Source organism: Sinorhizobium chiapasense (assembly GCF_036488675.1).
Classification (GTDB): Bacteria; Pseudomonadota; Alphaproteobacteria; order Rhizobiales; family Rhizobiaceae; genus Sinorhizobium; species Sinorhizobium chiapasense.
Genome location: NZ_CP133148.1, coordinates 3,860,903 through 3,887,462, shown reverse-complemented (window position 1 = coordinate 3,887,462; position 26,560 = coordinate 3,860,903). Strand labels below are relative to the sequence as shown.

Genomic DNA, 26,560 nt, shown 5'->3' with positions numbered 1-26,560 from the left:
GTCCACGGCTTCCAAATCCCGGGCCGCGCCTGGCGGTCGGGAACAGGCTTTCATCCCCTGTCATTATCAGGAATTGTGGCTTTTTCCAAAATATCTTCCAAGGCCCGGATCGTCTCTTCCGACAAACCGCGTATCTGCCCCCCCAGCCGATTGGCAAATGCGGTGTGGCCGGGCGGCAGGCCGGACGTATCGAGCACCACCTTCGGATCGGAAATATCCGCGATCCGGAAGAGCTCGTCCGCCTCGTCCCAGATCACATTGAAATAGCCGGCGACGCGCTGAAGAAAGTCGAAGCTCGGCGCACCGCGTTTGCCATGCTCGAGCGCCGAAAGGTAGGCAGCGGAAACGCCGATCGCCGCCGCCATCTGCTTTTGCGACACACCCTTTCTGCGCCGCAATTCGCGCATGGCCTCGCCAAAGGGCGTCATATCGCACTTCCCTTGGCGCGCGCCAGGCGGACATAGAGCGCGCCCTCGCCCCCATGGTTGCGCGACGCCGGCTCGTAGGACGAGATCAGCGGACGAAACTCCGGGAGCGAAAACCAGAGCGGCACCGCCCGCTTCAGCGCACCGTCGCTTCCAAGCGACGTGCCCTTGCCGGTGATGACCAGGACGTGACGAAGGCCGCGCTCGTGCGCCTTCAGAAGAAACTGCAAGAGCAGGCCATGCGCTTCGCTCTGGATCATGCCGTGGAGGTCGATCCGCGCCTCCAGCGCCAGGTGACCCTTTGCGAGCTTGCGCTTCACCGGCCTTTCAAGCGGATGATGACGGCGCTCGTCCTTGCCTTTGCTGAGCGCAAAGCCCTGCTCGGGTTTTTCCTGCGGAGTTGCCGCGGTCTTCTGCGAATCCGGCGCCGCAGGCGCAACCTCTTCGCCCTCTCCAAGGAGATCCGCGAGATCTTCGAGACGGCCCGGCATTGGCCGGGTCGACCGTGCGACCTTCCCCCAAAGAATGCGATCCTCGGGCGAAAGCTTCTTTTCCCTAGCCATGGCGGTATCTGGCCGCGGCCATTCGAGGTACGAAGATGAAGAAGTCCGCGGCATTGCGGACCGATCCCGCGAGATTGCCCGCCTCATCACCGGACCCGGTGAAGATGTCTCCGCGCGCGGGCCCGACGATCGCCGAACCGGTGTCCAGCGCGAGCATAAGGCGCGCGAACGACCGTCCGCCGTCGAGATGGGTAAGGGTCTCGCTGGCGACATAGAAAGGGACACCGAACGTATGGATCAGCCGATCAACGGCGAGCGATCGACCGGGCTCCAGTGGCACCTTGGCCGCCGCGACCGGGCCCAACCCGTCATCGTCTACCGACGCCTCGCGGAAAAAGATGAAGGAGCGATTGTGCCACAGGGTCTCGTCCACCCTTTCGGGATGTGCCGCAAGCCAGGCGCGGATGCTGGCCATCGACACGGTCGCCGCATCGATTTCGCCGCGATCGATCAGCAGCTTCCCGATTGCGGAAAAGCGGTGCCCGGTCTTTGCCGCATAGGTGATGCGGCGCCTCGATCCGTCCGGATAGAGAAGCCGGGCTGCACCCTGAACATGAACGAAAAAGACGTCCACCTTCGACCGGGCATAGGCGATCTCAAGCCCGTGTCCCGCAAGAAAGCCCCGCTCGATCGCCTCCCGGTCCGGATACTCTTCGATCTGGTCGCCACGAAGGCGCCCGAAGGCGAAATACGGGTCCATGCCTTCCGGCCGGTTGCCGTCGTCGATGTCGATCAAATCGGCCGGCCGGCGGTAGAAAGGGAAGCGAAAAATCTCGTCCGGTTCGGCACGGACCTCGATTTCCGGTTCGTAAAAAGCGGTTACAAACCCCGTACCGCCCTCGCCGGTTCGAAGCCTGAATGGAAGAAACTGCTCCTCGAAAAAGGCGCGCGCCGTCGTCGCGTCGGAAACCTGCGCGCGGGCGGCCTCGAAAGCGGGCAACAGATCGGCCACGGAAATGCCGAGCGAGCCTGTCTTGTAGGGTTTCGTCGTGGTGACGTGGTGATGGCAGCGGCGGAGGGCGGCGATAACGGGTGTCGGGTCGTCCGACTGCCAGCCCGGCAGTTCGGAAAAGGCGACCGGCTCGAGCTGAAAGGCCATAGTCGCCTCAGTTATCCGATTCCGTGGCGATCAGTTTCCAGTTCGGATCGCGCGATCGGATATCACGCGAAAAGGTCCAGAGGTCGTTCACTTCGGCAACGGAGTCGGCATCGCCGTCGATCAGTTTGCCCTGCTTGTCATAGGTGGCGGAAATGAGCTGGCTGATGATCCGGACGGTGATGTTTTCCTCGTTGTCCTTGATCTCTGCATGGGTGATGTCGGCCTTCTCGATGCCGACGAAGGTCGACTTGACGACCTCGCCCTTCGCCTCCCGTTCGGCAATGGCGGAATCGAAGCCCTCATAGACCTCGCGCGACAGCAGTCCCTTCAGCGTCTTGCGGTCGCCATCGGCGAAGGCCATCACGATCATCTCATAGGCCATCTTGGCGCCGTTGACGAAATCCTCGGGAATGAAGCTGCGGTCGGCGTCACTCAAGGCCCTGAGCTGGCCGTTCAAAGGCGTGCCGACCTTGGCGAAGGTATCGATGGCCGCGTAGCGGGACTCGTCTTCGGCGGCACTTTCGCGGCGGGGAAGTTGCACCACCTTGCCATTGTCGGCGCTTTCCGGCCCCTTGCTCATCTCGCGCGGCGAATAGGGATCGAAAGGCGGGCGTTCATTGCCAGTACGGCGCCCCAGAACGCTGCGCAACTGCAGAAAGATGACCACGGCAGCGATCAGGAAAAAAAACGTGATGAAGTCGAAAGAGCCCATTTCCACCCGGAACCGCTGTTAGAATTTCTCTTACTATCCCATATAGTCCGCAAGGATAAACCATTCAAATGGCGATGTCGCACCCTTAAACCGGAGGCCAACCAATTGCACGAATCTTCTGGTGAGCGTCGTCGATGCGTTCCCTGATCCTCCCGCTCGTCATCCTCGGGCTGCCGCTCGCGGAAATCGCCAGCTTCGTCATCGTCGGTCGCGAAGTCGGTTTGTTGATGACGCTGCTCCTCGTATTCCTGAGCGGCGCGGTCGGTATCGCGCTGCTGCGAATCCAGGGTTTCGAGGTGTTTCGCCGCGTGCAGGAATCCGCTCGGGCGGGACGTGACCCGGGCCGCGAGGTGCTCGAGGGCGCGCTGGTCTTCGTCGCAGCGATCCTCCTGATCGTGCCGGGCTTCATCAGCGACATCATCGGCCTCATCTTGTTTCTGCCGCCGGTAAGGCGTGCCATCGCCACATTCCTGCAGACAAGAATGACTATAGTGACGGCGGGAACCGGTTTCTACCGCTCGGGTCCTGGCGGGCGCGAAGGACGCGCCGGACCGCGCGTCATCGATCTCGATGAGGATGAATTCTCCCGCGAGAAGAAGGATGACGACGGATCCCCGCCGACGAATCGGATTTCCCGGTAGAAATCGAAACGACAGCAAGTGGGAAGGCCCTTCGCGCTTTTGGCGCATCGACGCGGCAACAGGTCTATAATGTCTGCCGCACGGCTACGGGAAAGCGCGAAAACCGCTTGCCCAGCGCCCCAAAAAAGGCCCGGCTGGCAAGGGTTGTAAGCCCAAGTCCGAAATGTTAGATGGCCTCACCGATTTGAAGTCCGAGGAAACTCTTATGACGACTGATACCGCATCCAATGGCAACGGCGGCGCGCAGCAAAGCCCTGCCCTCAACATCTTGGCCCAGTATGTCAAGGATCTTTCCTTCGAGAATCCCGGTGCGCCGCGTTCTCTGCAGGCTCGCGAGCGCGCGCCGTCGATCAACATCAATGTCAACGTCAACGCCAATCCGCTCGCCGAGAACGATTTCGATGTCGTTCTTTCTTTGAATGCGGAAGCGAAGGACGGAGACAAGGTTCTGTTCAACGTCGAGCTCGCCTATGGCGGCGTGTTCCGCGTTTCCGGTTTCCCGCAGGAACACATGCTGCCGCTGCTCTTCATCGAGTGCCCGCGGCTGCTCTTCCCGTTTGCGCGCCAGATCGTCGCCGACGCGACCCGCAACGGCGGCTTCCCGCCGCTGATGATCGACCCGATCGATTTCGCCCAGATGTTCACCCAGCGCATGGCTGAAGAAAAGGTCCGCGCTCAGGTCGCCAATAGCAACGATACGGCCAACTGATCGGCCATCGGACTGCTGCCTCTTCGAGGAAAAGGCCCGGTTTTATCGCCGGGCCTTTTTCATTTCAGCACTCGTATTTCGACCAGATTGCCTTGGTGCCGATCTTGGCGACAAGGGCTGCATGCGCCGCGACCTCGACCTCGGTCAATCGCGCGGGCAAGAGTCTCGGTCTCTGCAGCACGATGATCGGCCCGTCCTCCGCTTCGATCGTCTGGCCACCGGCCACGCTCGTCACAAGGCCAAGCGCCGCCTGCCGGCCGCCGATCATCTCGATGTAGACTTCCGCGAGCAGTTCCGAGTCGAGCAGTGCGCCGTGCTTGGCGCGATGGGAATTGTCGATGCCATACCGGCGGCAGAGAGCATCGAGCGAATTCGGGCCCATCGGATGTTTTCGCCTGGCAAGAGCAAGCGTGTCCGTCACGTGTTCGCCTGCCACCGCCGGAAGGCCCAAACGGGCAAATTCAGCATTGATGAAGCCGATGTCGAAGGTCGCGTTGTGCGCCACCCAGCGCGCGCCGCCGAAGAAATCGAGGATCTGGTCGGCGACATCGGCAAAGCCCGGCTTGTCCTTCAGGAACTCGTCGGTGATACCGTGAACGGCCAAGGCATCCGGGTGGACCTTGCGGTCGCCAGGATTGATGTAGAGATGCAGCGTGCGCCCTGTCGGAAACTGGTTCTCGAGCTCGACGCCGCCGATTTCGATCACGCGATCGTCTCGGCTGTCGAGACCGGTCGTTTCCGTGTCGAAAATGATTTCACGCATGCAATCTCTCCAAGGTCACGCTGAATCGGAGCGAATCAATCCGCAAACCAAGCGCGACTGAATTCTAGCAACTTGGAACACTGTGTGGGCGAAAAACCGGCACTGGGACCGCCCATCCCCGCCTAGTTTGCGCGCAATCGGTCGACAACCGCCCGAATTTGCCCCCGGGTGACATCGAAACTGTCGCTCGTGTCGATGATGTGGTCCGCCCGTGCGCGCTTTTCGCTGTCGGGCACCTGGCGCGCGAGGATCATCGCGAATTTTTCCGCTGTCATTCCCGGCCGCTTCATCACCCGTTCCCGCTGTATATCGGCCGCGCAGGTAACGACGACGACCTGGTCGACGCGCCCTTCCGCCTTCGTCTCGAAAAGCAACGGTATATCGAGGACAACAAAGGGGGCACCGGCAGCCCGGTGCGTGGCAATGAACTCCCTCTCCTTGGCACGAACGAGCGGATGGACGATCTGCTCCAGTTCGCGAAGCCGCTCTGGCGCGGCGAGAAGCTGCCGTGAGAGTTCTGCCCGGTCAATGGCTCCGTCCTTTACCACGCCGGGAAACGCCGCCTCGACCGGTGCCACCGCCTCGCCGCGATAAAGTTCGTGCACGGCCTCGTCGGCATCGTTCACCGGAACGCCGAGCTCGCGGAACATCTCGGCCGCGGTCGACTTGCCCATTCCGATCGATCCCGTGAGGCCGACAATGATCATTTGTGACTATCCATATCGCGAATGATGATCTGCCGAAGGGTATCGTCGACGACCGGCCGACGGCCAAACCATTTTTCAAATCCAGGCACCGCCTGATGCAACAGCATGCCAAGCCCATCGACAATCGCAAAGCCCTGCTCTTCGGCCTGACGCAGCAACGGAGTCTTGAGCGGCACATAGACAACGTCCGTGACGACCGCTTCCTTCGCCATCATCGAGAAATCGATCTTAGGGGCCGGCTCCCCATCCATGCCAAGCGAGGTCGTGTTTATGAAAAGGCCGGCACCGGTCATCACCTCCGACAACGCCTCGAGCGGGTGAGCGTGAACAGCCGTGCCAAACCGATCCGCCAGTTCCTGTGCCCTGGCCGGCGTTCGGTTTACCACGTGAATTGCCTTGATGCCGCGGTCGCGAACCGCCTGAATGACGGCGCGGCTGGCGCCGCCGGCGCCGAGGACGACGGCGGTCGAAATCCGCTCCCACCCTTTCGCACGCTCGTCGAGGTTGGCGACGAAGCCTTGGCCGTCGGTGTTCGTCGCGCAAATATCTCCGCCTTCAACCCACAAGGTGTTGGCAGCGCCGAGCTCGGCACTCAGTTCATCCGGGCGATCGGAAAGACGGAAAGCTGCTTCCTTGTGGGGAATGGTGACGTTGCCGCCGCAGAATCCGGCAGCGCCGTTCCTCAATTGACGCATGAAATCCGGGAAATATTCTGGCGAGACTTCATGGGCCCGGTAGCTGCCGGCGATTCCCAGCTGTTTCAGCCAATAGCCGTGGATCAGCGGCGAGCGCGAATGCTTCACCGGAAATCCCGTGACGAAAGCATGGTTAACAAATGTTTCACGTGAATCACGCATCGATCGAGCCCAGGTCACGGAGTTTGGAAAGCAGAGGCAGCAGCGGCAAACCGAGAATCGTGAAATAGTCGCCTTCGATCTTTTCGAAGAGCTGGATGCCCTCGCCCTCAAGCTGATAGGCACCGACGCTGGCAAGTGCCTTCTCGCCAACCCTTGCAAGGTGCCTTTCGATAAAGCCCCGAGTAAGCGGGCGGACGGTCATGTGGGCGGAGGAAACATGGCGCCAGACGACTTCGCCGTCACGGACAAGAACGACCGCGCTATTCAGACTGTGCGTCTTGGCGGACAGCGACAACAGGTGGTCGGCGGCCTCCGCCATATCCTTGGGCTTGTGGTAGACGCGCGACCCGAGCGACATCGTCTGGTCCGAACCGATGACGAGCGCGCCATCGAAATGCCGAGCGACATCCTTTGCCTTGGCCTCCGCCAACGCCAGCGCGACATCCACAGGCGAAGCGCCTGCCGCTTCGAGCGGTTGCTCCAAGGCCCGCTCGTCTACCTCGGCGGCCCGCGCCTGAAACGTAAGTCCGGCGTTTTCCAACAGGGCGCGGCGAAATGGACTGGCGGAAGCCAACACAAGGGTAGTCGTCATTCTTCCATCCCGGGTTCTTCGTTTCGCTCTATCTGAGCCGCGGACGCAGGGCAACGATCGCGGCGGCGGTTTCCTCGATCGAGCGGCGCGTCACATCGATCATTGGCCAATTGTTGCGCGCGCAGAGCGAGCGGGCATATTTCAACTCCTCGGCGATCGAGGCCCGGTCTGTATAATCCTGGCCGTGGAAGGTCTGGGTCGATCCAAGCAGCCGGTGCTGGCGGACTTGCGAGATCCTGTCGGCTGTCGCGATAAGCCCGACGACCAGCGGTTTCGTCGCGCTGAGCAGACCGTCCGGCAGCGGCACGCCGGGCACGATCGGGATGTTGGCCGTCTTGATGCCGCGATTGGCAAGATAGATGCTCGTCGGCGTCTTCGATGTACGACTTACGCCGACAAGAACGACGTCGGCCTCGTCGAAATCCGCCGGCATCTGGCCGTCGTCATGGTCCATGGTGAAGTTCAGCGCCTCGATCCGGGCAAAATACTCCGCGTCCATCACGTGTTGCGCGCCCGATCGGCGACGGGACGGCGAGCCGAGATAGGATTGAAACAGGTCGATGATCGGATCCAGTACCGAGACGCATGGCACACCGATCTCGCGGCAACGCTGATCGATGACGTCGGCAAGCTCGCGGTCGACGATCGTGTAGAGAACGATGCCCGGCGCACCGTCGATCGCGTCCAGCACCTGCATCAGCTGCTTGCGGTTCCGGATCAACGGATAGACGTGCTCCAGCGCGTGTGACGACTGGAACTGTGCCGCAGCGGCACGCCCCGCCGCAATCAGCGTCTCGCCCGTCGAATCGGAGACGAGGTGCAGGTGGAAATAGTTTTTTCGGTTCTCCACGCAATTCTCCGGGGGCTGTTGATAGGCCGGGACAGAAACAGCTAACGGCGCGGCGGCTGTTCAGGCAAGTGGAAAAGCGCCGAGTTATTCACATCCGCGACCCAGCCGGAGAACATCGAACGCGTCATGTGGACAAGACTCATGGCGACGACAAAATGTCACGCGCTTCGACAGCTTGTCCACAGGAAGTGCAAAATTGGGGAAGAGCTTAAGATCCCGATTTTTCAGCGTTTTCTACCCTCTCCTTGGTCTTTTTCGCGAGATCGGCCTTCTTCTCCCCGCATCACACCGCTGCAGCAGGACCATTGGATGAATTGCGGATTGATTTTAATCCTTGATAGCCACCGACTCTAAGAAATAGAAACCCTTTTAAAATCAGTTTTATTATAGATTGGAGAAGCCGCGAGTGAGCGAGATACGTCGCAAGGTTCTCGAGGTGCTGGATGGGAAATGCCTGACCCCTCCACCGATCTGGCTCATGCGCCAGGCGGGTCGTTACCTCCCGGAATATCGTGAGACGCGAGCCAAGGCGGGAAGCTTCCTTGATCTCTGCTACACGCCCGATCTGGCCGTGGAGGTGACACTGCAGCCGATCCGGCGATATGCCTTCGATGCGGCGATCCTCTTTTCCGATATCCTGGTCATCCCGGACGCGCTTCAGCGAAATGTTCGCTTCGAGGAGGGTCATGGGCCGAAGATGGATCCGATCGATGCGGAGGGTATTGCGCGGCTTCGCGCTGCCGGCGTCTCCGATCACCTGCGGCCTGTCATCGAGACGGTTTCGCGACTGCGGCGGCAATTGCCGGCGGAAACGACGCTGCTTGGTTTCTGTGGCGCTCCGTGGACGGTCGCAACCTATATGATCGCTGGTCATGGAACGCCGGATCAGGCCCCTGCTCGCCTCTTTGCCTATCGCCATCCGAAGGCGTTTGACGACCTGCTCGCGTTCCTCGCTGACATTTCCGCAGACTACCTGGTGGAGCAGATCGACGCGGGTGCGGATGCGGTACAGATCTTCGACTCCTGGGCGGGTGTGCTCGGCGAGGACGAATTTGCCCGCTTTGCCGCCGAACCCGTGCGCCGGATGATCGCGTCTGTTCGCGCACAGCGGCCGTCGGCCAAGGTCATTGCCTTCGCGAAAGGCGCGGGGCTCTTGCTCAAGGATTACCGGCAGGCGACGGGTGCGGATGCGATCGGGCTCGATTGGTCGGTGCCGTTATCCTTTGCGGCGGAGTTGCAGAAGGATGGCCCGGTGCAGGGCAATCTGGATCCGATGCGAGTCGTGGCCGGCGGGGCGGCGCTGGAAAGCGGAATCGACCGGATTCTCGATGTGCTTGGCAACGGACCGCTGATCTTCAATCTCGGACACGGGATTACACCGCAGGCAGACCCGGAGAACGTGAGGGCATTGGTGTCGCGGGTCCGTGAGGGGCGATGATGGCGGAGCGCCAGACCGACCGGGGACCGGGGAACAGGGCGCGTCTGCGCGCAGGGATCGCGCTTTCCGCATTTGCCCTGCTACTGGTCGGCCTTTTCGTCTGGCAGCCGGACAACCTCTACCTCTGGATCAAGGCGCTGCACGTCATTGCCGTCATGTCCTGGATGGCAGCACTTCTCTATATGCCCCGTCTTTTCATCTATCACACCGATGCGGCGCCCGGATCGGCGCAGTCGGAAACGTTCAAGATGATGGAGAAGCGCCTGCTGAAGGTCATCATGAACCCGGCGATGATGATCTCATGGGCGCTCGGGCTCTATCTCGCATGGAGCATCTACGGCTTCCGGGGTGGCTGGCTGCACGCGAAGCTCTTCTTCGTCGTGCTCCTGACCATCGTGCATGTGCACTTCAGCCGTGCGGTGAAAGCCTTCGAGCATGACGAGAACCGCCGTGACGCGCGCTATTGGCGACTGATGAACGAGGCGCCGACGCTGCTGATGATTCTCATCGTCGTCATGGTCGTGGTGAAACCATTTTGAATTCAATCGATTTTTAGCTGCAATAGTTGTCGCTAATTTGCCGCAGCCCCTTGCGGCGTTTCACGTGAATCGCTATTTTCACCCATCTCCTTCTTCCTGTGGCCTGACCAAGTTTAGAGCCTGCCTCTTTCCCTCTCGCAGCTCCCTTACAAAAATCACGCCAACTTCCATTCCCATACTACACATGGACTCTTCATGGCTGAAATGAAGCTTCAAGAACTTAAGAACAAGACGCCGACCGATCTCCTGGCCTTTGCCGAAGAGCTCGAGGTTGAGAACGCCAGCACCATGCGCAAGCAGGAGTTGATGTTCGCAATCCTCAAGATGCTTGCGACGCAGGAAATCGAGATCATCGGTGAAGGCGTCGTCGAGGTGCTGCAGGACGGTTTCGGCTTCCTGCGCTCCGCCAATGCAAACTACCTGCCCGGCCCGGACGATATCTATATTTCTCCCTCGCAGATCCGGCGCTTCTCGTTGAAGACCGGCGATACGGTCGAAGGGCCGATCCGCGGTCCCAAGGAAGGCGAGCGCTACTTTGCGCTGCTGAAGGTCAATACGATCAACTTCGACGACCCGGAAAAGATCCGGCACAAGGTGCATTTCGACAACCTGACGCCGCTCTACCCGAACGAGCGTTTCAAGATGGAGCTGGAGGTTCCGACGTCGAAGGATCTTTCCGCTCGCGTCATCGATCTTGTGGCACCACTCGGCAAGGGCCAGCGCGGGCTGATCGTGGCGCCGCCGCGCACCGGTAAGACGGTGCTGTTGCAGAACATCGCCCATTCGATCACTGCGAACCATCCGGAATGCTATCTGATCGTGCTCCTGATCGACGAACGTCCGGAAGAAGTCACAGACATGCAGCGCTCGGTGAAGGGCGAGGTGGTCTCCTCGACCTTCGACGAGCCGGCGACGCGCCACGTCCAGGTCGCGGAAATGGTCATCGAGAAGGCCAAGCGCCTCGTCGAGCATGGCAGGGACGTCGTCATTCTGCTCGATTCGATCACCCGTCTCGGTCGGGCCTATAACACCGTAGTGCCATCATCCGGCAAGGTCCTGACCGGCGGTGTCGACGCGAACGCACTTCAGCGTCCGAAGCGTTTCTTCGGCGCCGCGCGTAACATCGAGGAAGGCGGCTCGCTGACGATCATCGCCACCGCGCTGATCGATACCGGCAGCCGCATGGACGAGGTGATCTTCGAAGAGTTCAAGGGTACCGGCAACTCGGAAATCGTGCTCGACCGCAAGGTCGCGGACAAGCGTATCTTCCCGGCCATGGACATTTTGAAGTCCGGCACCCGCAAGGAGGACCTGCTGGTTCCGCGACAGGATCTCCAGAAGATCTTCGTTCTGCGCCGGATCCTCGCTCCGATGGGCACGACCGATGCGATCGAGTTCCTGATCGACAAGCTGAAGCAGACGAAGAACAACGGCGATTTCTTCGAATCGATGAATACCTGACGACGTTTTCAGGTTCTCTGTAAAGAATGGCCGAGGCGTGCCGCGCCTCGGCCATTTTTTGTGCGGACCCGCGATTTTATTTAGCCGGATTCACTGAAGGCACCTATGGCAGAGCCGTGGATCCCTATCGGTCCACGATGATTCACGTGAAACACCCACCGTCCCGCGTGCGCGTAGCAGCGCCAGGAGAGATGCTTGATTTCCGACGGCGGGAGGTGCATAAGTCGCGGCGCTCCGCATCCCCGCGTAGAAATGGTAAGAGTTGCTCGACGGAAAATGATGGCCGTCGGAGCAGGCAACCGCCCCTACAGAGCCGCGCTGTTGATCAGATGCGTAAAGGACGCCGTAGCACTTTGAATTGCTGTATGTTCTTATCCTTAAATCGGAGCCGATTTCAGGATACATGCGGTAGCCCTCAACGACGGAAAATGAAACCGAGTTCACCGCCAACGCGTTGCGCTCGGGATGCCCGGTGGCCCGATGCAATTTACGGATACGATATATGCCCTTTCGAGCGGCGCTTTGCCGGCCGGCGTTGCTGTTATCCGCATCAGCGGGCCGGCCACGGCCCAGGCAATTGCGCGACTTTGCGGGCCTCTGCCGCAAGCCCGGACCGCGACCTTGAAAACGATTCGGACCCGAAATGGTGAGGCGCTGGATAGTGGGCTGGTCATCTATTTTCCGCGACCGGCATCCTTCACCGGCGAGGATTGCTGCGAAATGCAGGTGCATGGCGGGCGAGCGGTCGTTCAGGCGATATTGGATGAGCTTGCCGCAATCGCTGACCTCCGCCACGCCGAGGCGGGCGAGTTTTCGAGGCGCGCGTTTCAAAATGGCAAGATGGATCTGGTGGAGGTCGAGGGCCTTGCCGATCTGATCGCGGCCGAAACCGAGATGCAGCGTCGTCTGGCGCTCGAGCATTCGGGTGGCGGTCAGTCGGCGCTTTACGATGGGTGGGCGCGGCGCCTGACGCATGCACGCGCAATGATTGAAGCTGAGCTCGATTTTGCGGACGAGGACGATGTTCCCGGTTCGGTGAGCGCTTCGATCTGGAAGGACATGCAGACGCTTCGACGTGAAATCGAGGAGCATATCGGTCAGGCGGGCCTGGCGGAGATTATTCGCGATGGCCTGAGGATCGTCATTGCCGGCGAGCCGAATGCCGGCAAGTCGAGTCTGTTGAATGCGCTGGCAAAGCGCGACGTGGCGATCGTCACGGAAATCGCCGGCACCACCCGTGACATAATCTCGGTCGACCTTTCATTAGCCGGATTCTCGGTCAAACTGTACGACACGGCCGGATTGCGGGAAACCGACGAGCTCGTCGAACGCGAGGGAATTCGGCGTGCGCATGAAACCATCGGACGAGCCGATCTCGTGCTCTTGCTATCGGACAATCCGGCACGTTTCTCCGTGAGTGAGGCCGTTCCTGGAAACATCCCGATCATAAGGGTCGCGACGAAGATCGACCGGGACGACGTCTCGTGGCTGCCGAGCGATGCGGATATATTCCTGTCGACCAGGACCGGTGCCGGCATCGCTGATCTGTTGGACGCGCTGGGCGCTTATCTTCCGGACCTGGCTGGCAAGACATCACTGTCGATGCCGTCGCGGAAGCGTCACGTCGACTGCCTTCGTCAGGCAAGTGCTGCCCTGGAGCGGAGCCTGTTGTCAGAGGCCTTGGGGCTGGATGTTCAGGCAGAGCAACTGCGCGTTGCGGGCGATGCTCTCGGGCGCATCACGGGGCGCATCGATGTCGAGAACCTGCTCGATGTGATATTTTCCGAGTTCTGCATTGGCAAGTAAGCAGCGCAGGCACAACGATAGCGAGTCATTCGCAGCGTTTCACGTGAAACCACTTGACTCGCGAGAATGAAATTCAGAATCAGGGCTGGAACCAGCTGGAGCATTGGAATGTCGAGTTATGATGTCATCGTGATTGGCGGCGGACATGCCGGCTGCGAGGCCGCTTCGGCCTCGGCGCGACTTGGCGCCCGCACGGCTCTCATCACGCATAGGCGCGACACAATCGGGGTGATGTCTTGCAACCCCGCTATCGGCGGCTTGGGCAAGGGCCATCTCGTCCGGGAGATTGATGCGCTCGATGGGCTGATGGGGCGCGTCGCCGATGCCGCGGGCATCCAGTTTCGCCTGCTTAATCGCCGCAAGGGACCTGCGGTGCGCGGTCCCCGGACGCAGGCAGACCGCAAGCTCTATCGCGAGGCGATGCAACAGGCGATCGGCGCGGTGGACAATCTGTCAGTGATCGAGGGCGATGCCTTTGACTTGCTGACCGAAGACGGCGTGGTCTGCGGCGTTGTCATGAAGGACGGTCGGATCTTTCGGGCGGCGGCGGTGGTGCTTACAACCGGCACTTTCCTGAGAGGCCTGATCCATATTGGCGATCGCAAGATTCCGGCCGGTCGCGCGGGAGAGGAACCGTCGATCGGTCTTTCGGAAACATTGGCGCGCTTTGGGCTTAATCTCGGACGATTGAAGACGGGTACGCCGGCGCGGCTCGATGGCCGGACGATCGATTGGGACCGCGTCGGTCGCCAGGGACCGGATGAGCATCCGGTGCCCTTCTCGTTTTTGACCGATAAGATCGCCAATAGGCAGATCGACTGCGGTGTGACGCGCACGACCGAAGCCACGCACAAGCTCATCGCCGAGAACATCCATCGTTCTGCAATGTATTCCGGACAGATCGAAGGCGTTGGACCTCGCTACTGCCCGTCGATCGAGGACAAGATCGTTCGCTTTGGCGAACGGGATGGCCACCAGATTTTCCTGGAGCCGGAGGGGTTGGACGACGATACCGTCTATCCGAATGGCATTTCGACCTCACTGCCCGAGGAGGTTCAGGATGCCTTTATCCGGACCATTCCGGGACTGGAGGAGGTGACGATCCTCCAGCCCGGTTACGCGATCGAATATGACCATGTCGACCCGCGGGAGCTGCAACTGTCTCTTGCGGCGCGAAAGGCACCCGGCCTGTTTCTAGCCGGCCAGATCAATGGAACGACGGGCTATGAAGAGGCGGGCGCCCAGGGGCTGGTCGCGGGATTGAATGCCGCCCTCTCCGCTTTGGGGCGCACACCATTCCATTTCAGCCGCACCGATTCCTATATCGGTGTGATGATCGATGATCTGACGTCGCGCGGCATCACTGAACCCTATCGCATGTTTACATCGCGCGCCGAATATCGGCTGTCGCTTCGAGCCGACAACGCCGACATGCGGCTGACGCCGATCGGCATCGATCTCTGCCTTGTGGGCGGGACGCGAAAGCAGCGCTTTGAGGAGTGGAAAGGCAGCTATGAGCGCGGACGCGCACTGTTGCAGTCTCTCTCGGTGACGCCGACAGAGGGCAAGCGGTTTGGCCTGAAGCTTAATCAGGACGGCCAGCGCCGATCGGCTTTTGAAATCTTGTCCTACCCGGAGCAGTCGATTTCCGGGTTGAAACCCCTGTGGCCGGAACTCCACGTGATCGACGGGCGTGTGGTCGAAGCGTTGGAGATCGATGCTGCCTATGCGGTCTATATGGAAAGGCAGGCGGCAGACATCGCCGGCATTCGCCGCGAAGAGAGCACCAGCATTCCGGAGGACTTCGACTACAGCCTGTTGCCCGGATTGTCGAACGAGTTGAAGCAGAAGCTGACGCAGCAAAGACCGCGCAATCTGGCGCAGGCAACAAAGGTCGACGGGATGACGCCGGCGGCCGTGTCGCTGATCCTCACATGGTTGAAGCGCCAGGATCGCGATGAGCTGCGTGTGGCGAGGCAAGCCATACAATGAAAACGAGTCTTGCCGGAAGCCTGAACGGATTGCGTGTTTCACGTGAAACGATCGAGAAGCTCGAGCACTTTGGTACCTTGTTCCAGAAATGGGCGAAGTCGATCAACCTCGTCGCGCCGTCGACACTTGAAGATTTGTGGCGGCGCCATATCGTCGACAGCCTGCAGATCTTCCAACTGGCGCCGACGCCAAAGGTCTGGGTCGATCTCGGCAGTGGCGGTGGGTTCCCCGGCGTGATAACGGCGATTTGCCTGTCGGAACTCGGGGACGGCTGGGTTCATCTGGTCGAAAGCAACAACAAGAAATGCGCCTTTTTGCGCGTTGCGCTGAATGAAACCGGCGCCCGCGGTTCTGTGCATCCGATTCGAATCGAAAATGCGAGTGCAATCATCCCCCGTTGCGATGCCATTTCGGCGCGTGCGCTCGCCGATCTGGGCCAATTGTTGGATTATTGTGCGCCCTGGATGCTCGGAGAAGGTGCCAATGCCGTCGCCTACTTTCATAAAGGGCGGGATTACCAGCAGGAAATCGACAAAGCCGTTAGCCGCTTTCAATTCGATCTGGTAAAACATGCAAGTGTTGTCGAGCCAGATTCGGTCGTGCTCGAGATTGCAAATCTTTCACGTCGGACGAAGTGATAGGCGAGCGGAAAAACATGTTTGGCCTCAGAAATCGGATTATCACGATTGCTAACCAGAAAGGCGGGGTCGGAAAAACGACTACCGCCATTAATCTTGCGACCGCCTTGGCCGCCATTGGCGAGAAAGTTCTGATTGTCGATCTCGACCCGCAGGGAAATGCCAGCACGGGCCTCGGGATCCAGCGCCGCGACCGGCATCTTTCCTCCTATGAATTGATGATGGGCAGCCATTCGATCGGGGAAATCGCCCAAAGCACGGCAGTACCGAACCTTTCGATCGTACCTTCGACCATGGATCTGCTCGGCATCGAGATGGAGATCGCCCGGGAATCCGACCGGGTCTTTCGCCTCCGCAAGGCATTGGCCGCCAGCGAGGCTCTTGCCTATTCCTATGTCCTGGTCGATTGCCCGCCGTCCTTCAATCTCTTGACGATGAACGCGATGGCCGCTGCGCATTCCGTGCTCGTGCCGTTGCAATGCGAATTCTTTGCGCTGGAAGGCTTGAGCCAGTTGCTGGAAACGGTCGATCAGGTGCGTCGGACGGTCAACCCGAGCCTCGATATCCAAGGAATCGTCCTGACGATGTTCGATTCCCGCAACAATCTTGCTCAGCAGGTCGTGAGCGATGTTCGCACCCATCTGGGTGATAAGGTCTATCACACGCTAATCCCGCGGAACGTCCGGGTTTCGGAGGCGCCCTCCTATGGAAAGCCGGCCATTCTCTACGATCTCAAGTGCGCCGGAAGCCAGGCGTATCTGCAATTGGCGTCTGAAGTGATCCAGCGCGAGCGGCAACGCAAGGCTGCGTAATCGTTTCGGAATCGTAATAAGATTGGATGACAGATGAACGACGACAGCTCCAAGAGGCGTCTGGGCCGCGGTCTGGCGGCATTGATCGGCGAAATGGATCAGCCGTTGCAAGGCGGCGCCACGCCGCAGACGCCCTTCAATCCCGATCGCCGCGTACCGATCGAGTTTGTCTCGCGCAATCCCCGCAACCCGCGCCGGCAGTTCGACGAAGCGGAGCTGCAGGATCTTGCGAGCTCGATCCGCCAGCACGGCATCGTGCAACCCGTCGTCGTGCGCACTGTTGGGAGTGACCGCTACGAAATCATTGCCGGTGAGCGCCGGTGGCGGGCGGCTCAACTTGCGGGTTTCACCGAGATCCCAGTGATCGTGCGGGACGTGGACGATCGTACTGCGTTGGAGATCGCCATCGTCGAGAACGTCCAGCGGTCCGACCTCAATCCGCTCGAAGAGGCGCTGGGCTACGAGCAGCTGATTGCTGAACACGGCTATACGCAGAATGACCTCGGCGACATCATCGGCAAGAGCCGCAGCCATGTGGCCAACAGCCTCCGGCTGCTGAAGCTGCCGGAGCCGGTGCGCGACATGCTGTCGGACGGCAGCCTGTCGGCCGGCCATGCACGGGCGCTGGTCCCGACCTCCGATCCGGTGGCCCTGGCGCGCAACATCGTCGCGAAGGGCCTTTCGGTGCGCGAGGCGGAGCGCCTAGCGCAGAACGATATCCGGGCGCAGAACGACCCCAACTTCGCCAAAGGGCCGCGTCGCGAGGAAAAGGACGCCGATACGCTCGCTCTCGAGCGCACGCTGTCGGACAGCCTCGGTCTCGAAGTCACCGTCAGCCACAAGGCCTCCGGCGGGCACCTGCGCATCGCCTATAAGACGCTTGACCAGCTTGAAGAGATTTGCCGACTGCTGGAGCGTCGGTAGCACTGGTCCCGAAGTCATCCGTCGGGCTTGAGCCGAGGATGACGGGTTGTGGACCCTTCGCTCATTCAATCGTTTGCATTGAGACAGTGAAATGATCTAACTCTTTGAAAACTAAACGAGTCCTGGCGAAGGCTCATTGCACACGTTCCTGGTTTGCTTTGCGGTCATCTGCACCGAACTGCGGGAGTCTGTGGGCAGCGGCAACTGCGTTGCGCTTCCTTGCCGGTGAATTCTTTCGAATGCCGCGTTTTGCATTCGCAGGAACTATCGCCGTGCAGACTGGACGGTTATCGCCAGGAGATTCTGCAGAACGAGACTGTCTTCCAGGCTCGGCCGTGTGCGGCTTTGATAGATTGTCGCCTGTAGCCGGCTCATTTCCCGCCGGATTGCCGGTCCGGTCCAATGCCGAAGTGCCGCTTCGACAATCGGCTTGCGCCGGAAATGCAAATTCCTTCCGAGGCTCGCGATCACCTGGCTCGAAGACTGGCGGCTCGCATCCATTTCGGCGCGCATGGCGTCCAATTGCTGGAACTGTCGCAAGCAAGCCTGGAGCACGAGAAACGGCGGCGTCTTCGACGTTGTGATCTTTCTGATGGCATGGAGCAGCCCGTCCACGTCTCCCTTCAGCACGGCATCGACCGCATCGTCGACGGAAATGGCACTGGCATCACCGACGATGTCGAGCACATCGCCATCCTCGATCATCTCCTTGTCGCGACAGTAGAGCACGAGTTTTCGCACCTCGTTGCGCGAGGCGAGACGATCGCCGCCAAGGGCTTCGAGCAGGCGCTCGCGCGCGGCAGGGCTCAGCCGAAGCCCCGCTTCGGCGAGTTCCTGGTCGATGAGTGCATGCAGGCTGCGTGCATCGTCGCTGTAGCAGGCGATCGACGCGATGGAACGGGCCGATTCGCCGGCCTTTCGAAGGGCAGCTCCCTTCTTGAGGTCGCCAGCCTCGATGATGAGGTAGCTGCCGGTAGGCGGCTCACTGGCAAGGATCTGCAACGCTTCGGAAAGGGCCTTCTCGGCGGAGGCGCCGCGGATCCAGACGAGTTTCTCGCCGCCGAAAAGGCCAATGGCATTGACCTCGTCAAGCAATCGCCCGGGATCCTGCTGCAAGTCGCTGGCGTCGAGCTTGACGACGGCAAACGGGTCGTCGAGCGGGATGCCGAATTTTGAAGCAAGCAGTGCGGCCCGTTCGGACACGAGACCGCGATCGGGGCCGTAGAGCAAGAAAAGCCGGTAACTCCCGGCCGCCCTCTGCAGGAAACCGTCAAACTCGTGCGATTTGATCTCGCTCATCCGAACCCCGGATCAGCGGCCGAGGGCCGATGCGATGTCGGCGCCGATGATCTCCGCCAGTTCCTTTGCTGCGCGATTCTCGCCGTCGCGCACGGCGCGAACCTTGGCGAATTCCTGTTGGGGGAAGTCGACCAGCGCGACGGCTGTTCGGTTGCCCGCCCTGACGGTCTCGCCGGTGGCGGTCCTGGTCAGGTTGTAGTCCGCCTTCACGACAATGCGGCCGGCTCCCGCGTCGTCGTCATCATCGTCATTATCCGTCGTGTCGAACAGCACACCCATGGTCCGGTGCGAGACGTTGAGTGCGAGATGGTACTGCGGGTTGACCGGTTCGCCAGCCCCACGCGCCGTCAGGAAGACGAGTGCATTTCTGACTTCCTGCTCGACACGGTCGTCGGCCTCCGAAATCTCGATCGAGGCGAGTGCCAACGATGTCGAGCCCGTGGGGCCGTCGGAATAGAGCGGCCTCACCTGGCAACCCGCCAGGGCGGTCAGCAGCAGGCCGCCCGCCAGCATCGAAAACGACCGAAGGCGAAAGGCAGCTCTATCAGACAACGACATTGACGATCCTCTGCGGCACGACGATGATCTTTTTCGGGTTGCTGCCCGCGAGCGCCGTCTTGACGGCGTCGAGAGCAAGCACGGCGCTTTCGATCGCACTCTGATCAGCGTCGCGCGCGATTGTCAAATCGGCGCGCTTCTTGCCGTTGATCTGGACCGGCAAAGTGATTTCGTTCTCGACGACCAGGGCCGGATCGAAGCTCGGCCAAGCGCGCTCTGCAATCAAGCCATCGCCGCCGATTTCCCGCCAGCATTCTTCCGCCAGGTGCGGCATCATCGGCGCGATCAGGTTGATCAGGATCGCAACGGCGTCCTTGACCGCCGCGGTGACCGCCTGATCGGCCTTGCCGCCGGCCACCTGGGTCAGCGGAGCGGCCAGAACGTTGACGAGTTCATAGATCCGCGCGACCGCTTTGTTGAAGGCGAGCTTGTCATAGTCGGCTTCGACCGCGCGCAGCGTCCTGTGCGCGGCCTGGGATATGGCGAGGCCCTCGCCTTCCTTCGCCGGCGAAGCTTCGCTTGCGCGCAGGTTTTCCGCTGCCTCGGCGATGAGCCTCCAGACGCGCTGAACGAAACGATGGGCGCCTTCGACACCCGCTTCGGACCAGATCACGTCGCGGTCTGGCGGCGAATCGGAGAGCACGAAGAAACGGGCCGTGTCGGCGCCGTAGGAGCCGATGATGTCGTCCGGATCGACGACGTTCTTCTTCGACTTCGACATCTTCTCGATCGAGCCGATGGCGATTTCCTCGCCGGTCTCGATCAGAAGCGCACGCCGCTCGCCGTCGATTTCCTCGACGCGGACTTCGGCCGGCGTGATCCATTCGCGTTGCGCGCCCTGACCGCGACTGTAGGTCTCGTGCACCACCATGCCTTGGGTGAAGAGGCCCTTGAACGGTTCGTCCATCGCCACGTGGCCTGTCACCTTCATCGCGCGGGTGAAGAAGCGCGAATAGAGCAGGTGCAGGATGGCATGCTCGATACCGCCAATATACTGGTCGACCGGAAGCCAATGATTGGCGACCTTCGGATCGGTCGGATTGTCCTCCCATGGCGCTGTAAAGCGCGTGAAGTACCAGGAGGAATCGACGAACGTGTCCATGGTGTCCGTTTCCCGCCGGGCGTCGTCCCTGCCGCATTGCGGGCAGGCGACATGCCGCCAGGTCGGATGACGGTCGAGCGGGTTGCCGGGCTTGTCGAAGGTCACGTCCGGCGGCAGCGTCACCGGCAGATCGGCCTTCGGCACCGGTACGACGCCGCAGTCGTCGCAATGGATCACCGGAATCGGGCAGCCCCAATAGCGCTGCCGCGAGATGCCCCAGTCGCGCAGACGGAAATTGACCTTCCGTTCCGCGCGCGGAGCGCCGCCCAGCATTTCCTTCTCGAGCCGCGAGGCGACCGTTTCGAAGGCTTCCTCCGTCGAAAGGCCGTCGAGGAAACGCGAGTTGATCATTACCCCGTCGCCGACATAGGCTTCGTTCTCGATTCTGAAGCTCGCCTGATCGGCCTCCCTGGGCATCACCACGGGGATGACCGGCAGGCCGTATTTGCGGGCGAAGTCCAGGTCGCGCTGGTCACCCGAGGGGCAGCCGAAGATGGCGCCGGTGCCGTAGTCCATCAGCACGAAATTGGCGACATAGACCGGCAGCTCCCAGCTCGGATCGAGCGGGTGCCTGGCGCGAATGCCGGTATCGATGCCCTTCTTCTCGGCCGTTTCGAGTGCTGCGAGCGAGGTTCCGGCGCGCCGGCATTCCTCGCAGAAGGCCTCGATCTCGGCATTCTTGTCGGCGGCCTCCTTGGCGAGCGGATGGTCCGCGGAGATCGCCAGGAACGAGGCGCCGAAGAGCGTATCGGGCCGTGTCGTATAGACGGTCAGTTCCGTCGTGCCGTCCGGAACGGTTGCAGCATCGAGCTCCCATCGCACCAGCAGCCCCTCGGAGCGACCGATCCAGTTCTTCTGCATCAGCCGGACCTTTTCGGGCCACTGATCGAGCCTGTCGAGCGCGTCGAGCAGGTCCTGGCTGAAATCGGTGATACGGAAGAACCATTGCGTCAGTTCGCGTTGCTCTACCAAAGCACCGGAACGCCAGCCGCGGCCATCGATCACCTGCTCGTTGGCGAGCACGGTGTTATCGACCGGGTCCCAATTGACCTTCGACTGCTTGCGATAGACGAGACCCTTCTCGAGAAAATCGAGGAACAGGTGCTGCTGGCGCTGGTAATAGGCCGGGTCACAGGTGGCGAATTCACGGTTCCAGTCGAGCGAAAGGCCCATGACCTTCAACTGCGCCTTCATCGAGGCGATGTTCTGATAGGTCCAGCTCGCCGGATGTACGCCGCGTTCCATGGCGGCGTTTTCCGCCGGCATGCCGAAGGCGTCCCAGCCCATCGGGTGCAGCACATTGAAGCCGCGGGCGCGCTTGTACCGGGCGACGACGTCACCCATGGTGTAGTTGCGCACGTGTCCCATGTGGATGCGGCCTGAGGGATAGGGGAACATCTCGAGCACGTAGTATTTTTCGCGCGGATCGTCGTTGCTGGTCTCGAAGACCTTGCCTGCTTCCCATTCCTGCTGCCAGCGCGGTTCGGCATCACGCGGATTATATCGTTCGGTCGCCATGTCTTTATCGATGTTCCGGAGATTCTGGGGGGCGCCCAAGGCACCCTCATGATAGCTGGCGTGACCTTCACCACGAAACCGCTTGAGCGTCAAGTTTTGAAGGGGTTGGCAGCGCACTTTGGCCATGTTTAGGCGAGCAGGCCTTGGCAAGGATCGCAAGTTTCAATATGCGGCAGAGAAGGTTTATCGTGGTCTTCGGACATGGGAGCGCAAGGATGGAAGTGCAGGAGCGGTTGAACGATGTCGTGAGCCGGATTCGCGCCAGCGAAAAAGCGGCAAAACGCCCCGAAGATGCCGTCACTCTGGTTGCCGTGTCGAAAACCTTCGATGCCGACGCGATACGTCCGGCCATTGCCGCTGGCCAGCGGGTCTTCGGCGAAAATCGCGTCCAGGAGGCAGAGCGCAAATGGCCAGCGCTCCGTCTGGAGACGCCTGATGTCGAACTGCATTTAATCGGCCCGTTGCAGTCGAACAAGGCCGCCGACGCTGTCGCGCTCTTCGATGTCATCGAGACCATCGATCGCGAAAAGATTGCCCAGGCGGTGTCCGCCGAGATGAAGCGGCAGGGCCGCAGTCTTCGCCTCTATGTCCAGGTCAACACCGGTCTTGAGCCGCAGAAGGCTGGCGTTGCCCCGGAAGACACCGCCGCCTTCGTCGAACTCTGCCGCGGCGAACTGGCAATGAAGATCGAGGGTCTGATGTGCATTCCCCCGATCGACGAGAACCCCGGTCCGCATTTTGCGCTGCTTGCGAAGCTCGCAGCAAGATGCGGTCTCGACAAGCTCTCGATGGGCATGTCCGGTGATTTCGAGACGGCGATCGCCTTCGGCGCCACCAGTGTCCGGGTTGGCTCGGCGATCTTCGGGGCGCGCTGAGGCTTCTTATTCGCAGTTGGCCGAATTCCACACGCCTGGGGCGGGCTTTCTCCTGCTTGGACGTGGTCTGTCGGACCGGTGGCACTTTCACGAGACTCGCTGATGCTCTTGGCGATGCTCCTCCCGCAGGCTCCGCGGCCGTTCGACGGAACGGCAACGATAGGGTAGCGGGCGCGTCGGCGTGCCAGAGAACCCTATTACTCTTTCGTCGGGGTTCACGTTTGCCTCCGTTGGCCTATCTTCGCTCACCGAGGAGCCGGGCTTTGTCCGGAAAAGTCAGTGGGAGGAGAACGGATATGGCGAGCCGCTATTCCGAAGTGTATGCCGCGTGGAAGGCCGATCCGCATGGATTTTGGGCCGACGCGGCCGGATCGATCGACTGGTTCCAACCACCCGAGCGCATTTTCGAGTCCGAGCGCGGAACCTATGGACACTGGTTTCCCGATGGCGTGACGAACACCTGCTACAACTGTCTCGACCGCCAAGTGGACGGCGGCCGGGCTGCCCAGCCCGCCTTCATCTATGACAGCCCGGTCACCGGCCGGATCGAAAAGATTTCCTATGCCGATTTGCTCGCCGACGTGAAGGCGATGGCCGCGGTCTACCGCAATCTTGGGATCGGCAAGGGCGACCGGATCATCATCTACATGCCGATGATTCCTGAGGCGGCGGTGGCAATGCTTGCGGCCGCGCGCATCGGCGCGGTGCATTCGGTCGTCTTTGGCGGTTTTGCCGCCAACGAGCTTGCCGTGCGTATCGACGATTGCCAGGCAAAGCTGGTCGTGTCGGCGAGCTGCGGCCTCGAACCCGGACGCACGGTCGCCTACAAGCCGCTTCTCGATGCGGCCATCGAGATCGCCGCCAACAGGCCGGCCCATTGCCTGATTTTTCAGCGCGAGATGCTCGCCGCCGAAATGGTTCCGGGCCGGGATATCGACTTTGCCGAGGCGCTCGCAGCGGCGAAGCAGGCCGGCGAAGAGGCACCCTGCACTCCGGTCTCATCGACCGATCCGCTTTATGTGCTCTATACGTCCGGGACCACCGGCCAGCCGAAAGGAGTCGTACGCGACAATGGCGGCCACATGGTCGCGTTGAAATGGTCGATGGAGCATTTCTTCGGGGTACGGCCCGGCGAGGTCTTCTGGGCCGCTTCCGACATCGGCTGGGTGGTCGGTCACTCCTACATCGTCTACGGGCCGCTTCTCAACGGCAACACCTCCATCCTCTTCGAAGGCAAGCCGGTCGGTACGCCCGATCCCGGAACCTATTGGCGCATCATCGCTGAGCACGGCGTGGCGGTGATGTTCACGGCGCCGACGGCGTTGCGGGCGATCCGCAAGGAGGATCCCGAGGCCACCTGTGTGTCCCGCCACGATCTTTCACGCTTCCGGGCCCTATACCTTGCCGGCGAGCGGGCGGACCCGGACACGATCCAATGGGCGGAGCGGGCGCTCGGCGTTCCGGTTATCGATCACTGGTGGCAGACGGAGACCGGATGGCCGGTCGCCGGCAATCCCATGGGTCTGGGGCTGCTGCCGGTGAAATACGGCTCCCCGGCTGTTCCCCTGCCCGGCTACGACGTTCAGGTCCTCGATGATGCCGGACACCCGGTGGGGGCTGGCACACTGGGCAATGTGGTCGTCAGGCTGCCGCTCCCGCCCGGCTGTCTGCCGACGCTGTGGAACGCCGACGATCGCTTCCACGCCGCCTATCTCAACGAATATCCCGGCTTCTACAAGACCGCGGATGCCGGCTATGTCGATGAGGACGGCTACATCTTCATCATGGCCCGCACCGACGACATCATCAATGTCGCCGGCCACCGGCTGTCGACCGGAGCGATGGAGGAGGTCTGCGCCAGCCATCCCGACGTGGCGGAATGCGCGGTGATCGGCATCGCCGATCCGCTGAAGGGGCAGATCCCGGCCGGTTTCCTGGTGATCAATTCCAATGTTTCCCGTGAAACGTCGGAAATCGAGAGGGAAGTCATCGCGCTGGTGCGCGAGCGGATCGGACCCGTTGCCGCCTTCAGGATGGCGATCTGCGTCAAGCGTTTGCCGAAGACGCGTTCCGGCAAGATCCTCCGGGCGACGATCCAGAAGATCGCCGACCGGCAGCCCTGGAAGATGCCGGCGACGATCGATGACCCGGCGATCCTCGACGAGATCACTGAAGCGCTGCATGCGAAGGGCATCGGGCTTTGAGCCTTCAAGGTGCTACAGCGTCCTTTGCGCTTCTGATAAGAGGCGCGGCGCTGTAAGCGGGGCGCGTCAGCCCGCCACGGGGTTGACGACCGCCTTGAACCACGCGCAGAAGGCGGAAACCGCTTTTTGCCGCGAGACCTTGCTGATGAGAAAATAACCCTCATCCTCCAGGACGGCGAGGTCGGAGAGCACGATCAGATCGCCGTTTTCGATTTCCCGCCGGCATACTTCGACCGGACAGAGCGCCACGCCGTGACCCGCGATGGCGGCTGTTGCCAACAGATTGAAGTCCTGGAAGACCGGTCCGCTAAGCGGCTGGCGGGGAGGCAGGCCCGCCTTGGTAAACCAATGCTGCCAGTGTCTCGTCGTTTCGTCGTGGAGCAGGTCCGCCGCGGCGATCTCGTCGGGCGAGTCGATGTTGCCCTTGCGCTCAAGGTAGCGCGGGCTGGCGACCGGTCGATTTACGCGCGAAAAGAGCCGCTCGCAGGCGACACCGTCCGAGGTGTCGGCGCCAAGCGTGATCAGGACATCGCAACCGGTCTCGCGCAGACGCTGTTCGGCCATGGCGTAAACGACCTTCACCGTGATGTCGGCATGGGCGGCGAGGAAATCGCCAAGCGCCGGGATCAGCCAGCGCGTCGCGATCGAGGGAATGCATGCGACGGTGATCTCGGATTTCGTTCTCTGCTTCAAAGCCTCCGCCTCGGCCGAAACGCGCTCGAAACTGGCCGACAGGATTTCGGCCAACCTTTCGGCTTCCGGCGCCAGGCGGACACCGCGCTTTTCCCTGAGGAACAGCGGTCGCCCGAACCATTCCTCCAATTGCCGGATCTGATGGCTGACGGCGGCATGCGTCACACAGAGCTCATCGGCTGCGCGCGAAAAGCTCGCCAGGCGCGCCGCCGCTTCGAAAACCCTGAGCGCGCCGAGTGGCGGCATCATATGTAAATTCTCCTCAACGATCCGGTGAGGAATCGTCATTTGTGCAAAGAGCGAATCCAGCAATAAAGAGGTATCGCGATCCGATCTGAATTCGCATCGCCGCTTTTGTCAAATTTTCTTACATAGGAGAGCCGCATGTTCGTGCGCAGCCTGAATGACGTCGAAGCCACAGACTATTTCGTCGAATGGGGAAGCGGCACGAGCCATCGGTTGCTGACGGAAAAGGACGGCATGGGATTTACTGTCTGCCACACCGTGGTGCGCGCCAACACGGTTTCGCTGCTCGAATACCGCAATCATCTCGAAGCCTGCTATTGCATTGCCGGCGAAGGCGAGGTCGAGGATATGCAGGGCAATGTCTTCCCGATCCGAAAAGGCGACATCTATGTGCTCGACCAGCACGACAAACATTACTTGCGTGGTGGCCGCATCGAGGACCTGATCCTCGTCAGCATCTTCAATCCGCCGCTGAAAGGAACCGAGCGCCACAATCTCAACGATCCATCAGGCTCGGCCTACTAAGCGGGGCAACAA

At 61.0% G+C, this 26,560-nt stretch carries 26 protein-coding genes; 13 read left to right on the top strand and 13 right to left on the bottom strand.

What is annotated here, in order from left to right:
• Positions 1 to 50: 50 nt before the first annotated feature.
• Genes RB548_RS18510 through RB548_RS18495 form a run of 4 tightly spaced genes read right to left on the bottom strand, consistent with a single transcriptional unit; the run spans position 51 to position 2,799 of the window.
• A complete protein-coding gene (locus tag RB548_RS18510; RefSeq protein ID WP_331372673.1) occupies positions 51 to 428 on the bottom strand; it encodes a helix-turn-helix domain-containing protein in 378 nt (125 codons plus the stop codon).
• Positions 425 to 988: a Smr/MutS family protein gene (locus tag RB548_RS18505; protein WP_331372672.1), complete on the bottom strand. Its 564-nt coding sequence runs from the start codon at positions 986 to 988 to the stop codon at positions 425 to 427. The genes RB548_RS18510 and RB548_RS18505 overlap by 4 nt, the downstream gene beginning before the upstream one ends.
• Positions 981 to 2,087, bottom strand: a complete 1,107-nt coding sequence (mltA, locus tag RB548_RS18500; protein WP_331372671.1) for a murein transglycosylase A — start codon at positions 2,085 to 2,087, stop codon at positions 981 to 983. Before mltA ends, RB548_RS18505 begins: the two co-directional genes overlap by 8 nt.
• Positions 2,088 to 2,094: 7 nt before the next feature.
• Positions 2,095 to 2,799 (bottom strand): Tim44/TimA family putative adaptor protein, encoded by a 705-nt coding sequence (locus RB548_RS18495; protein ID WP_331372670.1) that lies wholly within the window; start codon positions 2,797 to 2,799, stop codon positions 2,095 to 2,097.
• A gap of 134 nt (positions 2,800 to 2,933) precedes the next feature.
• On the opposite strand from RB548_RS18495, the gene RB548_RS18490 reads away from it, so the two are divergent.
• A complete protein-coding gene (locus RB548_RS18490) occupies positions 2,934 to 3,440 on the top strand; it encodes an FxsA family protein (protein ID WP_331372669.1) in 507 nt (168 codons plus the stop codon).
• A gap of 205 nt (positions 3,441 to 3,645) precedes the next feature.
• Positions 3,646 to 4,149: a protein-export chaperone SecB gene (gene secB / locus RB548_RS18485; RefSeq protein ID WP_331372668.1), complete on the top strand. Its 504-nt coding sequence runs from the start codon at positions 3,646 to 3,648 to the stop codon at positions 4,147 to 4,149.
• Positions 4,150 to 4,213: 64 nt separating this feature from the next.
• Here the strand turns inward: secB and dnaQ are convergent, their stop codons facing one another.
• The 5 genes from dnaQ to RB548_RS18460 all read right to left on the bottom strand — a co-directional run bounded on the left by dnaQ (position 4,214) and on the right by RB548_RS18460 (position 7,918).
• On the bottom strand, positions 4,214 to 4,912 hold the full coding sequence (gene dnaQ, locus RB548_RS18480; RefSeq protein ID WP_331372667.1) for a DNA polymerase III subunit epsilon: 699 nt from the start codon (positions 4,910 to 4,912) through the stop codon (positions 4,214 to 4,216).
• A 122-nt stretch (positions 4,913 to 5,034) separates the two neighbouring features.
• On the bottom strand, positions 5,035 to 5,619 hold the full coding sequence (gene coaE, locus RB548_RS18475; RefSeq protein ID WP_331372666.1) for a dephospho-CoA kinase: 585 nt from the start codon (positions 5,617 to 5,619) through the stop codon (positions 5,035 to 5,037).
• Complete coding sequence (locus RB548_RS18470) at positions 5,616 to 6,476, bottom strand: shikimate dehydrogenase (RefSeq protein ID WP_331372665.1); 861 nt, start codon at positions 6,474 to 6,476, stop codon at positions 5,616 to 5,618. Before RB548_RS18470 ends, coaE begins: the two co-directional genes overlap by 4 nt.
• Positions 6,469 to 7,068 (bottom strand): Maf-like protein, encoded by a 600-nt coding sequence (locus RB548_RS18465; RefSeq protein ID WP_331372664.1) that lies wholly within the window; start codon positions 7,066 to 7,068, stop codon positions 6,469 to 6,471. Before RB548_RS18465 ends, RB548_RS18470 begins: the two co-directional genes overlap by 8 nt.
• A gap of 28 nt (positions 7,069 to 7,096) precedes the next feature.
• Positions 7,097 to 7,918 (bottom strand): pyruvate, water dikinase regulatory protein, encoded by an 822-nt coding sequence (locus tag RB548_RS18460; protein WP_331372663.1) that lies wholly within the window; start codon positions 7,916 to 7,918, stop codon positions 7,097 to 7,099.
• A gap of 406 nt (positions 7,919 to 8,324) precedes the next feature.
• Here RB548_RS18460 and hemE point away from each other — a divergent pair, with 406 nt between their 5' ends.
• From hemE to RB548_RS18420, 8 genes are all read left to right on the top strand, one after another.
• Positions 8,325 to 9,356, top strand: a complete 1,032-nt coding sequence (hemE, locus tag RB548_RS18455; RefSeq protein WP_331372662.1) for a uroporphyrinogen decarboxylase — start codon at positions 8,325 to 8,327, stop codon at positions 9,354 to 9,356.
• Positions 9,353 to 9,895: a protoporphyrinogen oxidase HemJ gene (hemJ, locus tag RB548_RS18450; protein WP_331372661.1), complete on the top strand. Its 543-nt coding sequence runs from the start codon at positions 9,353 to 9,355 to the stop codon at positions 9,893 to 9,895. The genes hemE and hemJ overlap by 4 nt, the downstream gene beginning before the upstream one ends.
• A gap of 195 nt (positions 9,896 to 10,090) precedes the next feature.
• On the top strand, positions 10,091 to 11,356 hold the full coding sequence (gene rho / locus RB548_RS18445; protein ID WP_331372660.1) for a transcription termination factor Rho: 1,266 nt from the start codon (positions 10,091 to 10,093) through the stop codon (positions 11,354 to 11,356).
• A gap of 480 nt (positions 11,357 to 11,836) precedes the next feature.
• Positions 11,837 to 13,162 (top strand): tRNA uridine-5-carboxymethylaminomethyl(34) synthesis GTPase MnmE, encoded by a 1,326-nt coding sequence (mnmE, locus tag RB548_RS18440; protein WP_331372659.1) that lies wholly within the window; start codon positions 11,837 to 11,839, stop codon positions 13,160 to 13,162.
• A gap of 108 nt (positions 13,163 to 13,270) precedes the next feature.
• On the top strand, positions 13,271 to 15,154 hold the full coding sequence (gene mnmG, locus RB548_RS18435) for a tRNA uridine-5-carboxymethylaminomethyl(34) synthesis enzyme MnmG (protein WP_331372658.1): 1,884 nt from the start codon (positions 13,271 to 13,273) through the stop codon (positions 15,152 to 15,154).
• Positions 15,151 to 15,792, top strand: coding sequence for a 16S rRNA (guanine(527)-N(7))-methyltransferase RsmG (gene rsmG / locus RB548_RS18430; RefSeq protein WP_331372657.1), 642 nt, complete (start codon positions 15,151 to 15,153; stop codon positions 15,790 to 15,792). Before mnmG ends, rsmG begins: the two co-directional genes overlap by 4 nt.
• 17 nt (positions 15,793 to 15,809) lie before the next feature.
• Positions 15,810 to 16,604, top strand: coding sequence for a ParA family protein (locus RB548_RS18425; RefSeq protein ID WP_180939524.1), 795 nt, complete (start codon positions 15,810 to 15,812; stop codon positions 16,602 to 16,604).
• A 33-nt stretch (positions 16,605 to 16,637) separates the two neighbouring features.
• A complete protein-coding gene (locus RB548_RS18420; RefSeq protein ID WP_331372656.1) occupies positions 16,638 to 17,528 on the top strand; it encodes a ParB/RepB/Spo0J family partition protein in 891 nt (296 codons plus the stop codon).
• A 264-nt stretch (positions 17,529 to 17,792) separates the two neighbouring features.
• Here RB548_RS18420 and holA read toward each other — a convergent pair whose 3' ends face one another.
• Genes holA through leuS form a run of 3 tightly spaced genes read right to left on the bottom strand, consistent with a single transcriptional unit; the run spans position 17,793 to position 22,005 of the window.
• Complete coding sequence (gene holA, locus RB548_RS18415) at positions 17,793 to 18,827, bottom strand: DNA polymerase III subunit delta (protein ID WP_331372655.1); 1,035 nt, start codon at positions 18,825 to 18,827, stop codon at positions 17,793 to 17,795.
• Positions 18,828 to 18,839: 12 nt separating this feature from the next.
• Entirely contained in the window at positions 18,840 to 19,385 is a 546-nt protein-coding gene (locus RB548_RS18410) for a hypothetical protein (protein ID WP_331372654.1), read from the bottom strand.
• Complete coding sequence (gene leuS, locus RB548_RS18405; protein WP_331372653.1) at positions 19,372 to 22,005, bottom strand: leucine--tRNA ligase; 2,634 nt, start codon at positions 22,003 to 22,005, stop codon at positions 19,372 to 19,374. Before leuS ends, RB548_RS18410 begins: the two co-directional genes overlap by 14 nt.
• A 215-nt stretch (positions 22,006 to 22,220) precedes the next feature.
• Here leuS and RB548_RS18400 point away from each other — a divergent pair, with 215 nt between their 5' ends.
• Together RB548_RS18400 and RB548_RS18395 are read left to right on the top strand one after the other, a co-directional pair.
• Complete coding sequence (locus RB548_RS18400; RefSeq protein ID WP_331372652.1) at positions 22,221 to 22,880, top strand: YggS family pyridoxal phosphate-dependent enzyme; 660 nt, start codon at positions 22,221 to 22,223, stop codon at positions 22,878 to 22,880.
• Between the two features lie 296 nt (positions 22,881 to 23,176).
• The gene (locus tag RB548_RS18395) at positions 23,177 to 25,084 is read left to right on the top strand and encodes an AMP-binding protein (RefSeq protein WP_331372651.1); all 1,908 of its coding nucleotides are present in this window, start codon (positions 23,177 to 23,179) and stop codon (positions 25,082 to 25,084) included.
• A 66-nt stretch (positions 25,085 to 25,150) separates the two neighbouring features.
• Here the strand turns inward: RB548_RS18395 and RB548_RS18390 are convergent, their stop codons facing one another.
• Positions 25,151 to 26,026, bottom strand: coding sequence for a LysR substrate-binding domain-containing protein (locus tag RB548_RS18390; protein ID WP_331372650.1), 876 nt, complete (start codon positions 26,024 to 26,026; stop codon positions 25,151 to 25,153).
• Between the two features lie 135 nt (positions 26,027 to 26,161).
• On the opposite strand from RB548_RS18390, the gene RB548_RS18385 reads away from it, so the two are divergent.
• On the top strand, positions 26,162 to 26,548 hold the full coding sequence (locus tag RB548_RS18385) for an ectoine synthase (protein WP_331372649.1): 387 nt from the start codon (positions 26,162 to 26,164) through the stop codon (positions 26,546 to 26,548).
• Positions 26,549 to 26,560: the final 12 nt, after the last annotated feature.

Excerpts from the sequence above, each read along its gene's own strand:
- RB548_RS18510 (WP_331372673.1), bottom strand. The coding sequence starts at position 428 with ATGACGCCCTTTGGCGAGGCCATGCGCGAATTGCGGCGCAGAAAGGGT.
- RB548_RS18505 (WP_331372672.1), bottom strand. The coding sequence starts at position 988 with ATGGCTAGGGAAAAGAAGCTTTCGCCCGAGGATCGCATTCTTTGGGGG.
- mltA (WP_331372671.1), bottom strand. The coding sequence starts at position 2,087 with ATGGCCTTTCAGCTCGAGCCGGTCGCCTTTTCCGAACTGCCGGGCTGG.
- RB548_RS18495 (WP_331372670.1), bottom strand. The coding sequence starts at position 2,799 with ATGGGCTCTTTCGACTTCATCACGTTTTTTTTCCTGATCGCTGCCGTG.
- RB548_RS18490 (WP_331372669.1), top strand. The coding sequence starts at position 2,934 with ATGCGTTCCCTGATCCTCCCGCTCGTCATCCTCGGGCTGCCGCTCGCG.
- secB (WP_331372668.1), top strand. The coding sequence starts at position 3,646 with ATGACGACTGATACCGCATCCAATGGCAACGGCGGCGCGCAGCAAAGC.
- dnaQ (WP_331372667.1), bottom strand. The coding sequence starts at position 4,912 with ATGCGTGAAATCATTTTCGACACGGAAACGACCGGTCTCGACAGCCGA.
- coaE (WP_331372666.1), bottom strand. The coding sequence starts at position 5,619 with ATGATCATTGTCGGCCTCACGGGATCGATCGGAATGGGCAAGTCGACC.
- RB548_RS18470 (WP_331372665.1), bottom strand. The coding sequence starts at position 6,476 with ATGCGTGATTCACGTGAAACATTTGTTAACCATGCTTTCGTCACGGGA.
- RB548_RS18465 (WP_331372664.1), bottom strand. The coding sequence starts at position 7,068 with ATGACGACTACCCTTGTGTTGGCTTCCGCCAGTCCATTTCGCCGCGCC.
- hemJ (WP_331372661.1), top strand. The coding sequence starts at position 9,353 with ATGATGGCGGAGCGCCAGACCGACCGGGGACCGGGGAACAGGGCGCGT.
- rho (WP_331372660.1), top strand. The coding sequence starts at position 10,091 with ATGGCTGAAATGAAGCTTCAAGAACTTAAGAACAAGACGCCGACCGAT.
- mnmE (WP_331372659.1), top strand. The coding sequence starts at position 11,837 with ATGCAATTTACGGATACGATATATGCCCTTTCGAGCGGCGCTTTGCCG.
- mnmG (WP_331372658.1), top strand. The coding sequence starts at position 13,271 with ATGTCGAGTTATGATGTCATCGTGATTGGCGGCGGACATGCCGGCTGC.
- rsmG (WP_331372657.1), top strand. The coding sequence starts at position 15,151 with ATGAAAACGAGTCTTGCCGGAAGCCTGAACGGATTGCGTGTTTCACGT.
- RB548_RS18425 (WP_180939524.1), top strand. The coding sequence starts at position 15,810 with ATGTTTGGCCTCAGAAATCGGATTATCACGATTGCTAACCAGAAAGGC.
- RB548_RS18420 (WP_331372656.1), top strand. The coding sequence starts at position 16,638 with ATGAACGACGACAGCTCCAAGAGGCGTCTGGGCCGCGGTCTGGCGGCA.
- holA (WP_331372655.1), bottom strand. The coding sequence starts at position 18,827 with ATGAGCGAGATCAAATCGCACGAGTTTGACGGTTTCCTGCAGAGGGCG.
- RB548_RS18410 (WP_331372654.1), bottom strand. The coding sequence starts at position 19,385 with ATGTCGTTGTCTGATAGAGCTGCCTTTCGCCTTCGGTCGTTTTCGATG.
- leuS (WP_331372653.1), bottom strand. The coding sequence starts at position 22,005 with ATGGCGACCGAACGATATAATCCGCGTGATGCCGAACCGCGCTGGCAG.
- RB548_RS18400 (WP_331372652.1), top strand. The coding sequence starts at position 22,221 with ATGGAAGTGCAGGAGCGGTTGAACGATGTCGTGAGCCGGATTCGCGCC.
- RB548_RS18395 (WP_331372651.1), top strand. The coding sequence starts at position 23,177 with ATGGCGAGCCGCTATTCCGAAGTGTATGCCGCGTGGAAGGCCGATCCG.
- RB548_RS18390 (WP_331372650.1), bottom strand. The coding sequence starts at position 26,026 with ATGATGCCGCCACTCGGCGCGCTCAGGGTTTTCGAAGCGGCGGCGCGC.
- RB548_RS18385 (WP_331372649.1), top strand. The coding sequence starts at position 26,162 with ATGTTCGTGCGCAGCCTGAATGACGTCGAAGCCACAGACTATTTCGTC.